Annotated in this window: 25 protein-coding genes; 14 read left to right on the plus strand and 11 right to left on the minus strand. The window is 40.7% G+C overall.

Annotated features, from left to right (window positions below):
- Positions 1-2: 2 nt before the first annotated feature.
- Both ACXZ1K_RS15875 and ACXZ1K_RS15880 read right to left on the minus strand, forming a co-directional pair.
- Positions 3-1,802, minus strand: a complete 1,800-nt coding sequence (locus ACXZ1K_RS15875; protein ID WP_458970657.1) for a hypothetical protein — start codon at positions 1,800-1,802, stop codon at positions 3-5.
- A gap of 384 nt (positions 1,803-2,186) precedes the next feature.
- Positions 2,187-2,477 carry a hypothetical protein gene (locus ACXZ1K_RS15880; protein ID WP_458970658.1) on the minus strand — a complete coding sequence of 97 codons (291 nt, stop codon included), beginning with the start codon at positions 2,475-2,477 and terminating at the stop codon, positions 2,187-2,189.
- Between the two features lie 181 nt (positions 2,478-2,658).
- Here ACXZ1K_RS15880 and ACXZ1K_RS15885 point away from each other — a divergent pair, with 181 nt between their 5' ends.
- The 6 genes from ACXZ1K_RS15885 to ACXZ1K_RS15910 all read left to right on the plus strand — a co-directional run bounded on the left by ACXZ1K_RS15885 (position 2,659) and on the right by ACXZ1K_RS15910 (position 6,907).
- A complete protein-coding gene (locus ACXZ1K_RS15885) occupies positions 2,659-3,543 on the plus strand; it encodes a sce7726 family protein (protein WP_458970659.1) in 885 nt (294 codons plus the stop codon).
- Between the two features lie 9 nt (positions 3,544-3,552).
- Positions 3,553-4,491 (plus strand): sce7725 family protein, encoded by a 939-nt coding sequence (locus ACXZ1K_RS15890; RefSeq protein ID WP_458970660.1) that lies wholly within the window; start codon positions 3,553-3,555, stop codon positions 4,489-4,491.
- Between the two features lie 114 nt (positions 4,492-4,605).
- Positions 4,606-5,574, plus strand: a complete 969-nt coding sequence (locus ACXZ1K_RS15895) for an RES family NAD+ phosphorylase (protein ID WP_458970661.1) — start codon at positions 4,606-4,608, stop codon at positions 5,572-5,574.
- Between the two features lie 39 nt (positions 5,575-5,613).
- Entirely contained in the window at positions 5,614-5,994 is a 381-nt protein-coding gene (locus tag ACXZ1K_RS15900) for a hypothetical protein (RefSeq protein ID WP_458970662.1), read from the plus strand.
- Positions 5,995-6,053: 59 nt separating this feature from the next.
- Complete coding sequence (locus ACXZ1K_RS15905; protein WP_458970663.1) at positions 6,054-6,533, plus strand: hypothetical protein; 480 nt, start codon at positions 6,054-6,056, stop codon at positions 6,531-6,533.
- Between the two features lie 134 nt (positions 6,534-6,667).
- Complete coding sequence (locus ACXZ1K_RS15910; RefSeq protein WP_458970664.1) at positions 6,668-6,907, plus strand: hypothetical protein; 240 nt, start codon at positions 6,668-6,670, stop codon at positions 6,905-6,907.
- Positions 6,908-6,928: 21 nt separating this feature from the next.
- On the opposite strand, the gene ACXZ1K_RS15915 is transcribed toward ACXZ1K_RS15910, so the two are convergent.
- The 3 genes from ACXZ1K_RS15915 to ACXZ1K_RS15925 all read right to left on the minus strand — a co-directional run bounded on the left by ACXZ1K_RS15915 (position 6,929) and on the right by ACXZ1K_RS15925 (position 8,831).
- Complete coding sequence (locus ACXZ1K_RS15915; RefSeq protein WP_458970665.1) at positions 6,929-7,336, minus strand: hypothetical protein; 408 nt, start codon at positions 7,334-7,336, stop codon at positions 6,929-6,931.
- Positions 7,337-7,349: 13 nt separating this feature from the next.
- Positions 7,350-7,814 carry a hypothetical protein gene (locus ACXZ1K_RS15920; protein WP_458970666.1) on the minus strand — a complete coding sequence of 155 codons (465 nt, stop codon included), beginning with the start codon at positions 7,812-7,814 and terminating at the stop codon, positions 7,350-7,352.
- A gap of 528 nt (positions 7,815-8,342) precedes the next feature.
- Positions 8,343-8,831 carry a hypothetical protein gene (locus tag ACXZ1K_RS15925; RefSeq protein ID WP_458970667.1) on the minus strand — a complete coding sequence of 163 codons (489 nt, stop codon included), beginning with the start codon at positions 8,829-8,831 and terminating at the stop codon, positions 8,343-8,345.
- A gap of 437 nt (positions 8,832-9,268) precedes the next feature.
- Between ACXZ1K_RS15925 and ACXZ1K_RS15930 the strand changes: the two genes are divergently transcribed.
- Both ACXZ1K_RS15930 and ACXZ1K_RS15935 read left to right on the plus strand, forming a co-directional pair.
- Positions 9,269-10,303 carry a hypothetical protein gene (locus ACXZ1K_RS15930; protein ID WP_458970668.1) on the plus strand — a complete coding sequence of 345 codons (1,035 nt, stop codon included), beginning with the start codon at positions 9,269-9,271 and terminating at the stop codon, positions 10,301-10,303.
- Between the two features lie 155 nt (positions 10,304-10,458).
- On the plus strand, positions 10,459-10,590 hold the full coding sequence (locus ACXZ1K_RS15935; protein ID WP_458970669.1) for a hypothetical protein: 132 nt from the start codon (positions 10,459-10,461) through the stop codon (positions 10,588-10,590).
- Positions 10,591-10,714: 124 nt separating this feature from the next.
- Here the strand turns inward: ACXZ1K_RS15935 and ACXZ1K_RS15940 are convergent, their stop codons facing one another.
- The gene (locus ACXZ1K_RS15940) at positions 10,715-11,113 is read right to left on the minus strand and encodes a helix-turn-helix domain-containing protein (protein WP_458970670.1); all 399 of its coding nucleotides are present in this window, start codon (positions 11,111-11,113) and stop codon (positions 10,715-10,717) included.
- Positions 11,114-11,148: 35 nt separating this feature from the next.
- Positions 11,149-11,418, minus strand: a complete 270-nt coding sequence (locus tag ACXZ1K_RS15945; RefSeq protein WP_458973259.1) for a type II toxin-antitoxin system HigB family toxin — start codon at positions 11,416-11,418, stop codon at positions 11,149-11,151.
- Positions 11,419-11,574: 156 nt separating this feature from the next.
- On the opposite strand from ACXZ1K_RS15945, the gene ACXZ1K_RS15950 reads away from it, so the two are divergent.
- From ACXZ1K_RS15950 to ACXZ1K_RS15975, 6 genes are all read left to right on the plus strand, one after another.
- Positions 11,575-12,036: a LexA family protein gene (locus ACXZ1K_RS15950; protein ID WP_458970671.1), complete on the plus strand. Its 462-nt coding sequence runs from the start codon at positions 11,575-11,577 to the stop codon at positions 12,034-12,036.
- Positions 12,037-12,042: 6 nt separating this feature from the next.
- Positions 12,043-13,320: a Y-family DNA polymerase gene (locus ACXZ1K_RS15955; RefSeq protein WP_458970672.1), complete on the plus strand. Its 1,278-nt coding sequence runs from the start codon at positions 12,043-12,045 to the stop codon at positions 13,318-13,320.
- A gap of 2 nt (positions 13,321-13,322) precedes the next feature.
- The gene (locus ACXZ1K_RS15960; RefSeq protein ID WP_458970673.1) at positions 13,323-13,694 is read left to right on the plus strand and encodes a hypothetical protein; all 372 of its coding nucleotides are present in this window, start codon (positions 13,323-13,325) and stop codon (positions 13,692-13,694) included.
- Positions 13,694-14,044, plus strand: a complete 351-nt coding sequence (locus ACXZ1K_RS15965; RefSeq protein WP_458970674.1) for a hypothetical protein — start codon at positions 13,694-13,696, stop codon at positions 14,042-14,044. The genes ACXZ1K_RS15960 and ACXZ1K_RS15965 overlap by 1 nt, the downstream gene beginning before the upstream one ends.
- On the plus strand, positions 14,019-14,735 hold the full coding sequence (locus ACXZ1K_RS15970) for a DUF3606 domain-containing protein (protein WP_458970675.1): 717 nt from the start codon (positions 14,019-14,021) through the stop codon (positions 14,733-14,735). Before ACXZ1K_RS15965 ends, ACXZ1K_RS15970 begins: the two co-directional genes overlap by 26 nt.
- Before the next feature lie 90 nt (positions 14,736-14,825).
- Positions 14,826-15,653 (plus strand): SOS response-associated peptidase, encoded by an 828-nt coding sequence (locus ACXZ1K_RS15975; protein WP_458970676.1) that lies wholly within the window; start codon positions 14,826-14,828, stop codon positions 15,651-15,653.
- A 5-nt stretch (positions 15,654-15,658) separates the two neighbouring features.
- Here the strand turns inward: ACXZ1K_RS15975 and ACXZ1K_RS15980 are convergent, their stop codons facing one another.
- The 4 genes from ACXZ1K_RS15980 to ACXZ1K_RS15995 all read right to left on the minus strand — a co-directional run bounded on the left by ACXZ1K_RS15980 (position 15,659) and on the right by ACXZ1K_RS15995 (position 18,316).
- Positions 15,659-16,606: a DUF72 domain-containing protein gene (locus ACXZ1K_RS15980; protein WP_458970677.1), complete on the minus strand. Its 948-nt coding sequence runs from the start codon at positions 16,604-16,606 to the stop codon at positions 15,659-15,661.
- A 123-nt stretch (positions 16,607-16,729) separates the two neighbouring features.
- A complete protein-coding gene (locus ACXZ1K_RS15985; protein ID WP_458970678.1) occupies positions 16,730-17,665 on the minus strand; it encodes a DUF72 domain-containing protein in 936 nt (311 codons plus the stop codon).
- 2 nt (positions 17,666-17,667) lie between these two features.
- On the minus strand, positions 17,668-17,901 hold the full coding sequence (locus ACXZ1K_RS15990; RefSeq protein ID WP_458970679.1) for a hypothetical protein: 234 nt from the start codon (positions 17,899-17,901) through the stop codon (positions 17,668-17,670).
- A gap of 88 nt (positions 17,902-17,989) precedes the next feature.
- Positions 17,990-18,316, minus strand: coding sequence for an MGMT family protein (locus ACXZ1K_RS15995; RefSeq protein WP_458970680.1), 327 nt, complete (start codon positions 18,314-18,316; stop codon positions 17,990-17,992).

An 18,316-nucleotide genomic window follows, 5' to 3' on the forward strand; every position in this document is an offset into this window, starting at 1 on the left:
TATTACTTATTAAACTTCCTGAATGCGCTAATAGTCTGAAATATAAAATAGGAAATCACAATCCTATCCAAGTAGTCCAGGAAAATCGTCAGTCCGCTAAAGCTCCTTGCCAGGTAAACATCACTTAGTCTTCTTACCGGGTTCAATAATGACCAATACGCACCATTATTTAACCAAAGAACCTCTATATTTTTCTTTAGTTCTTCAAAGCTACTTGCCGGGCACATGCAAAACTGCCCAGACTGTGCTAGTGTTATTGTGATAAAAAAGAGTATGTTCAGCAATAAAAGTATAATAACCGGCTTCACCCAATTATTTCCGTAATCATTTGATTGATTAAGGTACATCATCAATTTATTACCTAGCGTTTTTCTATCAAGTTCATATTGTTGTAGCTCTTTATTGAATATTTTCATTTCCAGCCCCTGGAAAATTAGCGCCTGGACGGAATCTCCTTGCTTTGTCGCCGCGTATTTCAGTTGTCTAAAAACTTCCTTATTTGCCCTAGCGGTTGCTAAGGACTGCAGATCAACCCCTTTGACCAATTTGATAGAGGAATCTGACAGTACGATTCCAGCATCATTTTGATCCTGATTTAAGCTTTCCGGATCAAACCACTTGACATCACTAAACGTCATTTCTGTCAATTGGCTATGCCAAATATTAAATGCCCTGTAGGTTTTGAAATCGACATTTAAAAGGAAAGTCGCTCCAAGTATTGTCTTATTGATGGAGAATTTTGACCCAGTTGGCGAAAGTGGCCGAAGATCTGAAAAGTACAGCTTTCCAAGATTTGTGAAGTGGTTGAGTACCGCACAGGTTATTCTGCAATTCCGAAAGCTGATATTTCCAGTAACGTTTGTTCCCTGCAATTCCATTGAATTGATATTGCAACCATTGATAGTAATGTTCCCTTTCATTAGGGCGGAGCACTTGATCTTAAGCTTTTTTAGATTTGCCTGATTGTTCGCAGGCTCATTTCCCAGAATTTCAAATCCACCCTGAAAGTCACAGTTATCGATGTAAATCGCTTCGATTACAGCGTCTATTTCATTTGCGTCATCCCTGGTAGTTACCGTGACGGATTTCTGGAAACTCGTGCCTGCAAATGTGTAACCATGTTTTGATGTACAGGCCTTGATTTTTAGTTCATCCTCGAAGCTGCCATCGTTTGTAACGATGCTTTCCACATTACAGGCCCAGAACTGTTGATCACGGGAAACCTCTGACTGCATAAATGTAAACCCACCACCCCGACAATCAAAGTACCTACCTTGCCCTGTAACCTTGGATTTTTCAATCCTAAATCCCAAAGTTGATCGGAAGTAGCCCAAATCCATGCTGCCGATTTCTGATTTCTCTAAATGGAAACCATGCATATTGCATTGGTGTATTTCGATTTTGTTGATCGCCGGACATCCGTCAAATTTAACCGAACGCTCTGTGCTGCATCCATTAAAGAAAACATCCTTGATTTCCGGACAGTCTTTAAAAACCACATTGTTGTTATCTTCGTTGAATCCATTGTCAATTCCTGAAGATTTTATATTGTTAAATCCGATTTTTTTGCTAAAACTGCATTCAATGAACCTAACTCCCAGTTTTACATCCGCATCATCAAAAAACACATTTGAGGGGAATTCGCAGTTCCTGAAAATAAGGCCGTTACATTTAAAATTTGACGCATTTATTTTTATTTCAGGTAGCAAGATGAGGTCGGAAAATTCCGCAAAATTTCCGGAAATCTTATCATAAAATTCTGCATCGATGTGGTTGGCGTGAATAGGTGTTTTTGCGTTCATTTTGAGAGGGCGGATTTAGATTTTTTCCAGCTCTAATTTCGCAAAAATAATTGCAAAACAAGCATTAGATAAAATGCTGACAACTTTAGTTATTAAATAAATGAGGTGGAAATCAGCTTACAAGTGATGCATTAATTCAGTGTAGCATAGAAAAATGTGGTTTTAAAACCCATTTACAGCTTCTCTGAGGTTGCTGTGAGTATTGGGTACCTGTTGTCAGAGAAACAGCACCAAAACAGCGTTAATGCCACGCAGCATCAGAGAACGGAATTCAATTTTGCCCTAAGTACAATCCGCCACCTCCTTGGAATATATGGCAAAGATTCGCGGAGACAAGTACTTCGTTAGTATGTGGCGGAGGCAGGCTTAGCTAGACCGGAGGTCTTAATCGTAAGTGACAATCCCCGAAATTAAATGTTCTTGTTCGTTAGTCTGCTCGTTAATAATACTTCCGTTAATCTTCACAGCATAGTGCTGCTGCAATGACTTAAATGTTTCCTTTTCGAAACGTGGAGTTAAGATTAATGTATTGCTGGAAAATTTGCAACCTTTAAGGGTTTGGGAGAGCCTGACCTTAAGTTTGCTATCGTCACGTTCGGAAACTATTTCACCAAAGAGGTTACCTCCTTTCCAGTCAGTCGGTTCAGAAACTACAATTCTTACAAAACTTTTCATCTTTAATGGTGATTAAATCGCTCCGGGCTTGCAATAGTTCATAATTATGAAACGCTCATGTAACATGAACAACAAATATACATGAACATTTTATACCAGAGCCAGCATTAGAACCAATCCAATTGATAGGCTGAATTAACCACTTATTTAAATTTCTTTATACTTTTAGTACCTTTACATTATGTCATTAGCTCGCGCGAAATCTCAATTGAATCTCAGTGCATTAGCAAAAATGGTTTCTAATGCCGGTTTACAGCGCATGATGTTTTCTGACGATTTTAAAATTCAGATTAAGCACCTCAAGCAATTGCTCCGTAAAAATGGTATTGAGGTAGAAAAAAAGACTCAAGTTTCAGAATTGATAGACATTTCTTACGAACATTTATTGATTCACTATCGTCATGAATATCTATATAAAGTAGCGCTATTGAACAGCTACGTAATGAACAATCATTGTCTGTCCGACACCATACTTTTAAACGAATTTAAAATAGGTAACTCAAAGGCAGACACCATTCTGGTGAATGGAACAAACAAGGTATTCGAAATCAAGACTGAATTGGATAGCCCTGAACGACTTTGCACCCAGATCAATGATTATTATAAGGCATTCTCAGAAGTTTACCTGGTGATACATCATTCAGAAGTTGGCAAGTACATTCCATGTATTGATCATCATGTTGGAATTATGGTGTTGTCCAGAGATAATACCATCGAGCCATTTAAAGCCGCACAGGTTTACAATGATCAATTGGATATTGTGGCCATGATGAAAGCCCTGCGTAAGGACGAATATTTACATTTAGTGTACAGTATAACTGGTGAAATCCCTAAGACCACTCCAATACAGTTGTTTAAAGCATGTGTTCATGTACTTTCTAGATATTCGGTTCTAGACGTGCAGGCTAAATTTCTGAAGATCATTAAAGACAGAATCAATTTGAGCACCAATGAGTTGGCGATGAAACCTGATCTTCCTGCAGCGCTTCGCCTTTCTTGCTATTACTATAATCTGAACCAGAATGATTATCTTAGCATAGTTGACAAACTCGCATACCAGATATAAATTAACATCATGTATTTACCGTATCTCAGAGGTAAACAGTATGAATTGCTTGCATTACGTGAGCTTTGTACGTTGCCATTAGACAATTCCAGGATTTCCCCTATCATTGAGCCTATAAAAAAGGACTTAAAAAGTGTAGAAACGGCGCTTATTGCGCTCAATCGTATCGGCATTGTGATGCAATTGATCGTAAATCCGGAACATGGGGAATTAAAAGGAAATGGCGAAAAGGTCATTGATTTCATTGATAAGGCACACGCAATGGGACTACATAACGTAGTTGCTACCTATCTGATTGCCAGTGAGCGGGACTTTTTATTCTTTCAATCTACTGCGACAGCACGCGGCTATTTAACTTCGGGTTACTCGCTGGTTCATCTGAATCAGATAAGTAGTGTGGCTGCACTTAAGACATTGGTTAATGCTACTGCCATCAGGTTTAACGTAATTCATGTTAACCACCAGATGTCATTAAAGCGCGGCTTCACCAGTGGTGGATTGACTTTACTAAGTGACCCCTTTAATAAACAGAAGAAAAACTCGGATTACTTACAGGTGCAAAGTGAGTTTTTTTCAAACGATTATATGTATTTTGCTGGTGAAGGCTTTCACGCTTTTTCGGATTACCTGACAATTGGCGCAGACTATGCAGAAGGAGGAATGCTTCCTTATGCGGTAGCAATCCATCTCACCTATAAAGACAAAAATTCCGGCGAGATCTGGATTAAGCATTTCACTTCCGTTACAAACGATGATTATAGTGATACGCCAGGAAAATTCGGTGAAGCTTTAGATAAGCTCATCACATTTATCGACGCGGAAGGTTTACATACAATTGCTTGCGAGCAATTCCGTGACTACCATTCCAGGGGTGCATTCCCAGGCTTAGGTGTGGTGAAAAAGCTTTCCATCATGCATCATATCGAACTTATTCAAGGTTTAATTTAGCTTATCATGTTTTGTTGTAAGAACTGCTTTTCCGATCCAGGATTGCAAAAGCGGATTGAGTCGATATCCACGAAACAAGGAAACTGTAATTTTTGTGAATCCAAAGATGTTACGGTGATTAACTGTACTGATCTGAGTACTGCATTTGAGCAACTTTTTGATATGTACTCGCCTAACCCGGATGCTGCAAAATCTCTCGGCCACGACAGGCCTGTGCTGGTGCATGAACACCTGATCGAATACTGGCCTAAATTATTTAACACCTCCAAACTTTCTGCAAACAACATCATGCAACTGGTCAATCAAATCGGACGTGGTTGGGCTAACTATAGTGACGAATTCTTCGAAACACCGAAAGAATTTGGAACGCTACTTGATTCGCTTTCAGGAGGCGGGGAAGACCTTCAATTACAATGGGATATGTTTTCCGACGAAATCAAAACCCGCAATCGGTTTTTTATTGGTGACAAAATAGATACCGAGCGTCTGGAAAGCGTATTTGAACGTTTGGTAGTCTACTATCCTTCGGATACATTTTTTTTCCGAGCGCGTATATCTGATCAACAACTTCCAGCAAATGAATTGGGCAAACCTCCAAAAAACCATACTTCACCCGGAAGAGCTAACCCAATCGGAATACCTTATCTCTACATTTCAGATAGCAAGGAGACGACGCTTTATGAGACTCGGGTCGCGCTTCATGAGGGAATAACAGTTGGCAAATTCGTTACCACTGAAACAATAAATGTGGTATCCTTGAAAAATATTGCAGATCACGGACCATTTGAGATATTGGATCGTGGATTTGATCTAGAAGAGTTCATTTTAGTAAGACCATACCTGATGCGTCTGGAGCAAGAGCTTTCACGTCCTGTTAGGAAGATGGATGTCAATTTAGATTATCTGCCGACACAATACCTTTGTGAATTTATTAAATCTTTGGGGTTTGATGGTGTTGAGTACAAAAGCGCAATGAATTCAAAAGGTTATAACCTGGCCATTTTTAAGGATGGGAAGCTACAATGTATTGATTCGATTTTCCATCATGTTACAAATTTAACCTACGAGTGGGAACCGAAATAAACCAATCATTATCTATCAACTGTCGGTCTTTTTAAGTTGATGGAAGCCCATTGTTTTCAAAATATCGATGTCACAAAAATGAATCAGGAAACTGCAAATTACATTGTTACCTATTATGCTTTCCTTTATAATGAGAGCGAAAAGCTTGCTATTGAACATGAAATTGTTATGATGTCACTCCAAACACCTGAAGACATTGAGAATTATAAAAGGCTTTACCCAGAGGGCCATTTGTCAGATGATGACGACGTTCTTGAACTCGTTGGACTAAGCATTGATGCCTTTAACTACAAAGTTGCCGAGAGAATGTTATATGAGCATGAAGATAAAATATATCTTAATTCCTGTGAGAAATGCCATTCGCTTGCGAGAACCCCTTTGGCAAAACAATGTCGACACTGCGGCTACGATTGGCATTGATTACTTAAGAAATACCATACACTGGTATTTTTAATACATTCGTAAATAAGCTCATTCAAATGCAACCCATCCCATCTACCGCTCAGGTCTTAGCCTACAAAATACTGAACAGAGTTACTGATAAGGTATGGATTGATTGGGCTTATGAAATGTTAATTGCTGGATACGATACAGAGCATCTTTTAATTTTGGCAGGGATGAGTATGCCTTTAGAGCACTTTGAAATGCAGAAGCTAACCAGCAAAGTGTTTAGTGAACTCGACTTAGATTATTCGGATACAGATCGCGTGCTAACGAAGTATGCATCCTACCTCGCAAGCGAATCTTTAAATAATGATTTAGCTCCCATGATAGTCCTCAGTGAATTAAAGAATATTTACCTTGAGTTGGATCATTGTAAGCCTTTGCAGGATTTCTACCTGCTTTTCTACGCAAAGGTAGATTTATTAGACAGTGAGGATCAGTGGTATATCAATGGTGTTGACAGATCAAACATTGACGCAACTATAGCCAATTTCTTTAAAGAGTGGGTAACTTAGCTGTGTATTGTAACTCTTTTAGACAACTTTTTGGACATGCAGACACCTAAAGCACTTGAAAATGCAGGGTAAAACTACTTGCTGCTGGTTATTCATATAACGTTTGAGGAATTCTTTTAACAGTCAGTAATACTTTGAAAGTTCGAGTTAGTGCACCGACAGTAAAGAACGAACTTAAAACCCTTACAAAGAGTTTCTGCATTTCCGAGCTGGAGGTTATAAAAAGTCAGTTCACCTCCATGGTAGAAGCATCATCTGCAGTTAAAGACTTTATGAAGGATAAGCATCTAATCTATAGTTTAATTTACGATTATGGTATGGGGGGGTATTTTAATTTGCGAAGAGGTGGAAAGCCAAATCACATGGAATCGTGAGTTTTAATACCATGATATAATTCAACCCCACTCCCCTATCTCTATAGCTTTATTTCTCCTAACCAATGCCAGTTCAACCGCCTCTTCCTCAGATGTGGCAAATAGGTAGATCCCAATCGTCTCGCCATGCACTGAACTGGTATTAAACTCTAATGTTTCTGCTATGGCCATTTTCGCGCTGGCTATTTTATTGCTGATCATCACCTCCACCGGAAGATCCTTTTCTCTTTTCAACTCAATGTAATAGCAATTACTGGTCTTGTCGCTATGGTATTCCGGGTTCACCTCGCAAACGAATATCTCTGCTTCATTATCTTTATACCTGTTCAAATAGGCTTTTGCCCCCTCCTGTGTATCAAATGCGGCATCAACGTATTCTAGTGGATTATCTCTTTGTTCTGCGATTAAGTAGATGTATCTCTTTTTCATAGTAGGTGTTGTATTAAAGTTTATCTTCTTTTTCAGTAATGACCAGGTAATTGACGTTGTTGCGCATCTCCATCTTTGCTGCATATTCAGGGAACTCTAAATCCAAGTTCTGGTGCATGATCACATAGAAATTATCAAGTTGATGATAAGGTATAATGAGTTGGTAACAGCGCAGCTCCTGCAGCTTCTTAGGCTCGCGCACATCCAGGATGATGTTGTCCTCAGAAATTTGCTTGCCGCAGTTTAAGGCAATGGCATAAAGCTGGCTTACCGGCAAGTTCCTAACGGTAATGGTCTTCCCTTTGCCAAAAGCATCAGGCGAGATCTTGATGCCCGGCTTATAGCCGGTTTTGTATCCGCAGAAACCAAACTTAAACACACTAAAGGTATTGTCGATTTTGCATTTTTGTTTCTCCTGGCTGTAGGCAAAATTTAAGCAAAGCGTGGCCAGCACGAAGGTTAATTTCGTTTTCTTCATTTCAGTTTTTTATGAATTATTTAGTGGGTATTGGTTAGTGTTTGTGTTCCAGAATCAGAACTAAGAAGGGATTAAACGCGAAAAGCGCGGAACCCTACATTACCGAGCCAGAGGTCCTGAGAGACCGTGCAACGATAAGCAGAGCCCACGCGCTTGGCACGGGGCACTTTTCACTTATCCTCTTGTTGCTGTTGAAATTCTCAGGTTCCTGGCTCAAGATTCTTAGTGCTAAATGCTCTAATATTTTAGAGATTTTGCAAATGTATAATTTTAGCTATCTATCTATATCCTAACTTTTAGTTTTACCATAATTGAATTTGAGCCAAGAAAAAACGGGGGAAAAAATCTTTTGCAAGACCCAAACTCCCCCGCCTAAATTAACGCTCTCATCACAATATTATGCATTCCTAATCACCTAACACAAATATTTTTTGAAAATGAAAAAGATTGTAATAAAATTGAGGTTTGGCCAAATATGATTTGGTTAATTCGAGATCTCACTTAAATTTATTCAGGAATTTATCTGTCTTAATCCAACTCAATAGGATCTAAAGCATCCTCCATCGCAATGTATAGCTTCTGTATATTCTTCCTCATATAATCCCTTATAGCAGTTACATTATCCAATATTTCCGGAACGTTATCAAGATAGGCTAAACCTTCGCCCTTGATCACGGTGTTTCCATTTTCAACTCTAAACTTTAAGAATCCACCATCGGGACTAAAATCCAGGCTCAAGGTTAAAAAGCCTTTTCCGGCCCGAAAATGACTCCACAGCTGGTCTACAGTAATCGTATTGACATCAAAAGCCGATTTGATATCAAATGCTTGTAAGAATTCTTCGGGTTCAAATTCAACAGCTAAACACATCGTTCCCTGCTTTTCCCATACCCATGAACTTACGGTGATTACATCTGCCCAATTGACGATCACCTGATGTGGGTTATGGTATAAATAGGCCATCTTTTTTAGTTCTGTCAATAAGTTATCAGTCATGGATTCGTTCTGTTGTTTCATGTAATTCTGTTGTTAGTTTCTTAAATAATAATGTTTAAAGTTCAAGTCATTCCGCTGTATCGATATCTATTGATTGATTTGCGATTTTCGTTAGCAAAGTTGAGTATTGACTGTATTTGTTAAAAGACATCGCTGGCAATCTGAAAATTTTATCAATAGTGTGTTTCTCTACAAAATATTGTTTTGATTGTCTAGAATATTTGATCTCAATACGATATTCTATGGTGGTCATTTAGTTCCTTCTTTTCATAATTCTCTTTTTCTGAAAGCTGCCGTAGGTAGGAAGGACTGCTATTAAATTGTGGGAGACAAAAAAGAAGTAAAATAATTAAGACTCCAGTAGGGGCTTTTTTATTATCTTGTCAACAAGCATCCTTATTCATTTAGCAATAACTGACGCTCCGATGAAATTTATCGTTGGCAGCTAAATAAATAATATGGATCGCAGAGATTTTATTAAGTCGGGAGCCACGATTATCGGCTTCCTTGCAGCAGGAGTTTTTATTCCCGGTAGTCAAATGGTTTTGGCAGCACACAAACCAGGCTTTACTAAAAATGGTGACATTTCTCAACTCCAGCTATTGCCGAAAAGCAATTGGTGGAATATGCCTGTAAATGAATTACCTCTTGATAAGCGTAGCGCAACTTTCACCGAAGGGTATTCCGATGAATTAGGAAACGTAGCTAAAATGAAAGTCGAGCTAACCATTCCCTACAACGTAGTAGAAAATTTGAAGCCAACTGTGGTTGCCGTTACAGATCCAGGTTATCCAATTCCCGAAAGCCCGGCAAAGTTCCCAATCTTAAATGGCATGGCTATCCAAAATGAAGGGATACTAGGCGAAGAAGATCATCACCTCATCATCGTCGATAAAGGCACGAACATGCTTTACGAGCTTTATAATCCCATAAAAAAAGCAGATGGAACTTATTCACATTCTGGTGCCGCAATCTTCAATCTAAAATCCAACAAACTCCGCAGGTGCGGTGCAACTTCTGCTGATGCTGGGGGCTTACCAATTTTACCTGGATTGGTGCGATACGATGAGCTGTTCATTAAAAAGGAAATTAACCACGCTCTGCGAATGACATTAAATGGAAGTGATGGCACTTCAAGATATCCTGCCAATCATGTTACTGAAAATTGGGGAGAGAAGAAATTGCCTTTAGGCGCAAGACTTCGCTTGAAAGATAGTGTGGAAATACATCCTGGCTACCCTGAACCAATACAGGTGCTCATGCGATGCTTGAAAAAATACGGGGCAATCTTTGCTGATAACAGTGCTGTAAGTTTCGCCTTCACTGGTGTAGATGACCAGGCATTTTACAAGCACAAAGACTTACACATCAGTTCCAGGGCATTCGGTTTTGGGCCTTATGACAATCATGAAAATGGTTATTTATATGGGTCAGATTTAGAGTTAGTAGATATGGATTTAAGCGCAAACCTTTGCAAAGAAGTTTGTGTTTGACGATACCACTGCCAGCCGCTTTCTCACACCCATTAAAAGGCTGCATTGTGCGTCATTACGAAAACCTTTTTTGCCAGACATTGTTGTTAGTTAAGGCTTTATCTATTTATCGAAATTGAAGGCCAAAGTACATTTATTCACCTAAACGCCAAATTATGGGTATTAAGACAGGACCTAAAAAGATTGCCGATTCTACCGGAAAACCGGACAAACGGCAGCACGACAACAAGGAAACACCTAAAAATGTTCCCTCACTCAAACCACATAAGCACAAGAAAGGTGACTAAAACCAATATTGTGCGGGTGAAGTTTGCCCAATATTGTTTCAATGCACCAGAAGTTGCAGGGATCGCAACAATACCACTTTAGGTATCAGCCAGAGAAGGGCAAACAGGTGTCTGTTTGCCCTTCTTAATGCTTTGGACTTCGAACGCCTGCTTTTAATTCGTATTCTTTGACCAACGCCTCCGCCGGAATGTGCAGCAATTCGCTGAACTTGCGGATCATGGTCAGCGAAAGCGATTGCTTATAGCTCAGTACTTTGCTGACCGTTCCTTTGTCGCCATAGGCTTTAGCCAGGTCAGCAGCTTTGTACCCGAAATCTTCCATCCTGATCTTGATCATCTCTACCGGATCAACATCTGGAAGTTCAGAATTTTTATTCTCGTACTCAGAAATAAGGTGCGCCAGGAGCATCTTCTCTTTGTGTTCAGGCGATCCTTTTAATGAACTTTTTATTTCCTCGTATCTTGCAGTTGCTTGATCATACTCCTGCTCAGTCTCAATCAAAAACCAGTTTAGGTTTTGCATAGTAATCTATAGTATTGACTTTGTTACGGACAAATTTATATTGTTTCCGCATCTATGTCATCGTATTCAGAGTGGGTTCCTACAAACCTAATCTCAATAATCCCGTCGTCATAATCCACCTCGACGATTAGGCGGTATTTGTTCCCGACGATCTTAAATCTTGCCCTGTCATTTTTAATGATCTTGGCCTTCGGGAAATCTTTCAGAACGTCTGTACTCTGTTTCCAGTCTGCCTTTTTCGCAACTATTTTCCAAACGCTTAAGCTTTTAGCTGAATCTGCGTGTTTCTTTGCAAACGCATCCAGTTTCTTTAGATAACTACAGGATTAGTCATATTTCAAGTAGCAGCAGATTTTCCTTCAAAAATCATTAAACTAAAAATATTAGTAATTATTTGCTAAAACACCAATATTTTTAGCATAGCTTTGTAGTACCTAGATTTTTTACTTATGAAAGAACTCATGCTATTTGAGAGGGGTACCGCTACTACCCTTATCCCCTTATATGGGGAAGCCATACACGCAGGCTTTGAAAGCCCTGCAGCTGATTATGAAGAAGAGAAAATTGACCTCAATGCCTACGTTTCCAAATATCCCGCAGCTACATTTTTTGCCCGCGTAACTGGCGAGTGCATGATTGGCTCAGGAATTTTTCCGGATGACTTATTGGTGGTCGACCGCTCCCTAACCCCCAACTCGGGTGATATCGTGGTTGGTGTGATCGACAATGAATTTATCCTCCGCTCCTATTACACCGATAACGGCAAGGAGTACTTAATGCCGGACAACCGTTATTTCAAGCCCATCGAGCGAAACGAAAGCACCCAGTTCGAAATTTGGGGTGTGGTACCGCATAGTGTGCTCGACCAGCGCCGTCGCAATAATGCTAGAATGAACAGGTTCGCACAAAGGCTAAGGGAGTGATGCGTTATGTTAGCCTTAATCGATTCCAATAACTTTTATGTAAGCGCAGAGCGGGTATTCCAGCCAGAGCTTCGCGAAAAGGCGGGTTGCGTACTGTCTAACAATGATGGCTGCGCCATATCCAGAAGTAATGAAGCGAAGGAAGAGCTGGGTATCAGGATGGGTACGCCCTTCTTCATGATACGCGATCACCACCAGAAGGGTTCGCTATGGTGGCGGTCTTCGAACTACACGCTCTACCAGGACATGATGCGGCGCATCACCCAAATCGTACGGGATACCTTCCCTGAACAGGAGATCTATTCCATCGACGAGTGCTTTTGCGACCTCAGTACGTTTACGCATCACAATTTGGAACAAGTGGCCATCGATCTGCGCCGGAAAATCCTGCAATACACCGGTGTGCCGGTTTGTATCGGCATCGGTGCCACTAAAACCCTGGCCAAAATAGCCAATAAGCTCGCCAAAAAAGAACACAAAGAGACCGGCGTTTTTTACATGGCTACGCTTGCACAGATTGAGTATGCACTGAAGCAAACGGAAGTGGATGATGTTTGGGGAATAGGTCCGCGCTACGGCATCAAGCTCATCAAAGCTGGCGTACATACCGCCTTCGATTTTGTGAACCTGCCTGAGGATTATGTGCTTAAACTCATGACCATCCAGGGTCGCCGTACCTACCGCGAACTGAAAGGTGAACGCTGCATTCCTATGGAATTCGAACGACCGCTAAAGGAAGGCATTTCCACTGCCCGTTCTTTCAACTGCATGATCACGGAGCTTCCGCCTATGGAAGAGGCACTATCCTGTTATGTCGCCAATGCGGCAAGAAAGCTACGGGAACAGAAATCGGTATGCGGCAAGTTCATGGTCTATGCCCAAACCAGCCAGTTTGTGATAGAGCACGACCGCTATACCAAAGACATCGTCATAAGGCTCGCACGACCAACCAGCGATACTGGCACGCTCATCAAGGAAGCCATCAAAGCTTTACGCAGGATTTATATCAAAGGCTATCGCTACCAAAAGGTAGGTGTGGAACTGCGCGACCTCCGTCCGGAATCGCAAGTGCAGTCGGACATGTTTGGTGCTGCAACTGAAAGCAAACAAGGCAAGCTGCAGAAAGCTATGGCGGTCATCGACCGCATTAACGATTCACATGGCCGCAACACCATTATACATGGCGCAATGGGTTTTGAAAAGAAATGGGCCATGCGGCAGGAATTCCTCTCACGCAAATTCACCACAAGAATTGAAGACATCATTGTAGTTAAAGCGATCTAGATATGAAAGTGTACAAAGAACCCGTAGAACTAAGTCAGTACGACAAAATGAGAGGTGATTTCAAATTGTTATGGCCGGTTGTTAGAGAAGCATTTGACAAAAAAGTATGGTTATATCATAAGGAAAATCAGCAATGGTTTACTCCTGAAGAGTTTTTAATCCAATTTAAAAACAAGCAGATGAGCAATTACGAAGTTAAGGCCTTGCTGCAAAATATGATAATCCGTGATCCGCGTACCGGCAATGCCGCATACCACAAAGCTGTAGAAAAAAGGATTGAATTGTTCCATAAAGAAATGAATGAACTGCGCCAAAAGGGAGAGGCATTTTTGGAAAAGGTGGTGGACTATTATCAGCAAAAAAGAGAAAAGTAATGAATAAGAAAAGGAAAACGCCGGTTTTCTCGGCAATTGTACTCAGGGTACTGGAAATGCGATTTCAAGAAATTGTCAGGGTTAAACTGATCACGGAAACCGCCTTTGAACTTACATTAAAAGGCAGAACAGATACCGAAAGCTTCACTGTTCAATTAGACAACTATTTAACACACCTGGTCTCTGAATTTGGGGAAGAAGAACTCTCCTACTCCTTCAGGATATTTCAAAGCGCAAAGCTCCGTACGGAACTAACTTATAACAACACAAACAACATCAACGAACTAACTGTTAACCTATACCAAAACCAGCATTATGGAAATTATGGAGAATCTAGCCCAGCAAATTAAATCGGAGTTCCCGATTGAAAGAATAGAAGTAAGTTACGCAAATACAATTTTCGTGATTTACTTCGAACAAAATGTGACTGATATCCCAGCTCATTTGAAAGCGATAAATGCAATAATAAAAGATTTCATAGCAGAACACGGCGATCCAAAAGCTGAGTATGAATTTACTTTCTACAGAGATCGCGAACTTCTTGATATCCTGTATTTCAATAATGAAGACCCAGCACATTACATCACTATGGATCTTTTCGGTAAAACGCAGCAGTTAAGAGTACAGGATGTTTTGGGCATGGAAGGACAATACACTGTTTTTAATGAGGATTTTGAAAGAATTGGAAGTATTGCCGTTGTTGTTCCCACTAATCATTTACCGCTTGCTGAACCTGATGCTCCACAAGGGCAGGATGATGATGATAGGCACTTATATTCCGATAATATCTACCCGGACTTCAGCAACCCAACAATATGGACTGCTGAACCTGCAGAACTAAAGCCCTACCTAAATGAAATTCTGGAAAAGGTCTTAGAAGACATCAATAGCAAAACTGAGGTAATGGAAATCAATATGGATGATCCGGAGGAAATATCTTTTTGGGCAGATCAATTTGAGCTAAGCGAGAACGACCTAAAGAAAACGGTACTTGCAGCGGGAAAATCAATTGACGATATTACCGCTTATTTACAAAAATAGCCTATGCCTGAATTACCTAAAACTGATGTTTTAGGCGGTCGAAAAACTTATTACACAGAAGAACAGGAACTTTTTAAATTACCATAGCTGATGTGCGCACGTTATACCCTTACCGCTGAAGAAAAGGAACTGATTAAGCAGGGTAATTATACCCTGCGGGGACCGTATTCGCCAGATTCAAATATCGCCATTACTGATGTGGGTTTTGTGGTGACAACAGAAGAACCCGATGTAGTGCAACGCATGTTTTGGGGTATTGTTCCCGCAGATGCGGAATCCAATGTGCCAACCTTCGCTTCCTTCAACATTCGAAGTGAAGACGTGCTATCAACCTACAACTTTGCAAAGTTGCTGAAGGAGGGAAAAGTCTGTATCATTTTTGCCGATGGATTTTATGAGGCAGAAGAGGTTGCGGAAGACGACAAAAGGCCATGGCGATTTATTACAGAGCGTAAGATATTCGCATTTTTAGGCTTATGGTCGGAACGGATCGATCCAATAAGCGGCGAGATTCATAGGACTTACGGCATCTTCACTTGTAAAGCAAACAAAGTTGTTGGTCAGATACACCCGTACGACCGGATGCCTGTGATATTGTCGAAAGCCGATGAAGATTTTGTATTGCATAAAAAGCCAACTATCGAGCAGTTGTTAGCGCTTTGTGTACCCTACCCGGACAGTAAGATGAACCGCTATCGCGTCAGCAAAAAAGCGCTAGCGGTTTCTACTAAAGCAAAACCGAATAAGGGAAAAGATTTAATAGACGAAGTGCCTGACGAGCCGCGTCAAACGAACCTTTTTGGTGCAGAAGAAATCCCGGCAAAACCAAAAGAAAGAAAGTTTAAGAACACGGCTAAACCAAAACTACCCAAAAAAGAAAATGGTGGTGGTAATTTGGACATGTTTAACTCTTTATAAGCGGACTAAGCATGCCCTAATTCTATGGAATCATTGAGTTCGAATTCACTGTCTCGCCATATAATTTCAGGAATATTGGTACCTATCCTAGCGTTCATTTCCTTTATCACATAATTCGCCAGTACAGGAGTGTCGTATTCATCATGTTGATGTACCATAAAATACACCTTCTCGAGTCCCAAATTAAGCCAAACCTTGATACGGTCTATCCAGGCATCCACCCTTGCGAAATCAGATGCCCTCGCTACTCTGCCGTTACCCACGAAACGAACAAAAAGTTCAGGTGTGGTGAGCTCCATATGAACAAGGTCTCTGCGGCCACTTGAATCCGTGATCACTAATCCAACACTATGATCCGTTAACATTTTTAACACTCGTGCTCGCAACTCTTGATCACAAAACCACTCCTTATTTCGCAACTCAGTATAAAATGTGTAGCCATTTGGCAGTAGCGTAACAAAATTTTCAAGATCATCGAAACCCTCGGACCCAAAGTTGTCACCCAGCTGAAAGAAAATCGGTCCTAGCATGGTTCCGAACTCCCTGATCGATTCCAAAAATATGGGCATTAGCTTATCGTCACTTAATCTGGAGATGTGCGAAATGTCTCTTGATACCTTCGGTAAAACTAAAAAATTGGTATTGCCAGATTCCTCCAAATTCCGACGCCATTTTTGAATGAAGTACTTTGAAGGCATGGAATAGAATGCCGAATTAAATTCTAATGAGTCAAAATGCCGGGCGTATTCAGTGAGAAAGTCCGTTTGTTGTGTTCCAGTCGGAAATAGTTTGCCCACCCATTCCTTTCTTCCAAACCTGCCACACCCAACACGAATTTCGGGGTTAACAACCTTTTCTCTATTCGCCAAGGTGATGGCAGTTTGCGATCCATCTGGGGGCAGTGTGAAATCTACATTCTTGATCTCGTGATCAGCAACTTTTCCAAAATCCATATTTATCTCTTTTAACGCTCAATGGCGCAATCCGGCCAAACTGTTGCAAGGTATGCATCTTTATTATATAATTTATATTTATGATCTTCCTGCCCAGTTATTATAAGCGGACTAAGCATGCCCTTATCCCATGGAATCATTGAGTTCGAATTCACTGTCTCGCCATATAATTTCAGGAATATTGGTACCTATCCTAGCGTTCATTTCCTTTATCACATAATTCGCCAGTACAGGAGTGTCGTTTTCTTCATGTTGATGTACCATAAAATACACCTTCTCGAGTCCCAAATTAAGCCAAACCTTGATGCGGTCTATCCAGGCATCCACCCTAGCGAAATCAGATGCCCTCGCTACTCTGCCATTACCCACGAAACGAACAAAAAGTTCAGGTGTGGTGAGCTCCATATGAACAACGTCTCTGCGGCCACTTGAATCCGTTATCACTAATCCAACACCATTCTCCGACAGTATTTTTAACATCCTTGCTCGCAACACTTGATCACAAAACCATTCCTTACTTCGCAACTCAGTATAAAATGTATAACCATTTGGAAGTAGCGTAATAAAATTTTCAAGATCATCGAAACCCTTGGGCCCAAAGTTGTCACCCAGCTGAAGGAAAATTGGTCCTAGCATAGGTCCGAACTCCCTGATCGACTCCAAAAATATGGGCATTACATCACCATTTGTTAATCTGGTGATGTGTGAAATTACCCTTGATACCTTAGGTAAAACTAAAAAATTGGTATTGCCAGATTCCTCGAACTTCCGACGCCATTTTTGAACGTAATGCTTCGTAGGAATCGAATAGAACGCGGCATTTAATTCTATTGAATTGAAATGCCGGGCATATTCAGTTATAAAATTCGATTCTTTCGTTCTAATCGGATAAAGTTTGCCCAACCATTCCTTACTTCCCCACCTAGCACAACCAACGCGAATTTCGGGGTTAGCAACCTTTTCTCTATTCGCCAAGGTGATGGCAGTCTGCGATCCATCTGGGGGCAGTGTGAAATCTACATTCTTGATCTCGTGATCAGCAACTTTTCCAAAATCCATAGTTATCTTTCGTAACGTTCAATGGCTTCGCCAATTTTAATGACGGTTTCTTCAGGAAGCTCGTCGCTGGAATACCAGCAAACTCCTTTTTCTACGCAATCCGGCCAAACTGTTGCCAGGTATGCACCATCATTATATATTTTATACTTATGATCTTCCTGCTCAGTGATTTGAGGCTCAACGTTCAATTGATCAGGCATTCCGTCGATGCTGACATGAATTTTAAATGGTTCCATAGCTATTTAGGTATTGTAGGGAGTTAGCCTAGCACATAAAGATAACGGAATCTCAAGAATTTTGTTCTTCTTATCCCGCAAATGTGAATTAAAGTTCAAATAAGGGGTTCCAGAGTATGGCTTTAAAATTTTGTACCTGGTCATCAATAATAACGATTCCCTCCGCTTCCAACAACTCTTGCATTTGATTAGGGGTCTCGTAATGGTGTTTACCGGTAAGCAATCCATTCCTGTTGATTACCCGATGTGCCGGCACTTTTAACCTGGGATCATGCGCATGCAGCATAGCGGTGCCAACAAGGCGAGAAGAACGTGCCATTCCAAGTGCCCTGGCTATTGCACCATATGTCGTAACACGGCCTTTGGGCACTAGCCTAACGATGTCATAAACCTGATTGTAAAAATCGGATTCCAA

Source organism: Pedobacter jaeyakensis (assembly GCF_054461315.1).

Bases quoted from the DNA above. Each gene is read 5' to 3' on its own strand.
- ACXZ1K_RS15935 (WP_458970669.1), top strand. From the start codon at position 10,459: ATGGGTATTAAGACAGGACCTAAAAAGATTGCCGATTCTACCGGAAAA.
- ACXZ1K_RS15880 (WP_458970658.1), bottom strand. From the start codon at position 2,477: ATGAAAAGTTTTGTAAGAATTGTAGTTTCTGAACCGACTGACTGGAAA.
- ACXZ1K_RS15940 (WP_458970670.1), bottom strand. From the start codon at position 11,113: ATGCAAAACCTAAACTGGTTTTTGATTGAGACTGAGCAGGAGTATGAT.
- ACXZ1K_RS15885 (WP_458970659.1), top strand. From the start codon at position 2,659: ATGTCATTAGCTCGCGCGAAATCTCAATTGAATCTCAGTGCATTAGCA.
- ACXZ1K_RS15960 (WP_458970673.1), top strand. From the start codon at position 13,323: ATGAAAGTGTACAAAGAACCCGTAGAACTAAGTCAGTACGACAAAATG.
- ACXZ1K_RS15890 (WP_458970660.1), top strand. From the start codon at position 3,553: ATGTATTTACCGTATCTCAGAGGTAAACAGTATGAATTGCTTGCATTA.
- ACXZ1K_RS15965 (WP_458970674.1), top strand. From the start codon at position 13,694: ATGAATAAGAAAAGGAAAACGCCGGTTTTCTCGGCAATTGTACTCAGG.
- ACXZ1K_RS15975 (WP_458970676.1), top strand. From the start codon at position 14,826: ATGTGCGCACGTTATACCCTTACCGCTGAAGAAAAGGAACTGATTAAG.
- ACXZ1K_RS15900 (WP_458970662.1), top strand. From the start codon at position 5,614: ATGGAAGCCCATTGTTTTCAAAATATCGATGTCACAAAAATGAATCAG.
- ACXZ1K_RS15955 (WP_458970672.1), top strand. From the start codon at position 12,043: ATGTTAGCCTTAATCGATTCCAATAACTTTTATGTAAGCGCAGAGCGG.
- ACXZ1K_RS15920 (WP_458970666.1), bottom strand. From the start codon at position 7,814: ATGAAGAAAACGAAATTAACCTTCGTGCTGGCCACGCTTTGCTTAAAT.
- ACXZ1K_RS15915 (WP_458970665.1), bottom strand. From the start codon at position 7,336: ATGAAAAAGAGATACATCTACTTAATCGCAGAACAAAGAGATAATCCA.
- ACXZ1K_RS15985 (WP_458970678.1), bottom strand. From the start codon at position 17,665: ATGGATTTTGGAAAAGTTGCTGATCACGAGATCAAGAATGTAGATTTC.
- ACXZ1K_RS15930 (WP_458970668.1), top strand. From the start codon at position 9,269: ATGGATCGCAGAGATTTTATTAAGTCGGGAGCCACGATTATCGGCTTC.
- ACXZ1K_RS15980 (WP_458970677.1), bottom strand. From the start codon at position 16,606: ATGGATTTTGGAAAAGTTGCTGATCACGAGATCAAGAATGTAGATTTC.
- ACXZ1K_RS15905 (WP_458970663.1), top strand. From the start codon at position 6,054: ATGCAACCCATCCCATCTACCGCTCAGGTCTTAGCCTACAAAATACTG.
- ACXZ1K_RS15970 (WP_458970675.1), top strand. From the start codon at position 14,019: ATGGAGAATCTAGCCCAGCAAATTAAATCGGAGTTCCCGATTGAAAGA.
- ACXZ1K_RS15990 (WP_458970679.1), bottom strand. From the start codon at position 17,901: ATGGAACCATTTAAAATTCATGTCAGCATCGACGGAATGCCTGATCAA.
- ACXZ1K_RS15925 (WP_458970667.1), bottom strand. From the start codon at position 8,831: ATGAAACAACAGAACGAATCCATGACTGATAACTTATTGACAGAACTA.
- ACXZ1K_RS15950 (WP_458970671.1), top strand. From the start codon at position 11,575: ATGCTATTTGAGAGGGGTACCGCTACTACCCTTATCCCCTTATATGGG.
- ACXZ1K_RS15875 (WP_458970657.1), bottom strand. From the start codon at position 1,802: ATGAACGCAAAAACACCTATTCACGCCAACCACATCGATGCAGAATTT.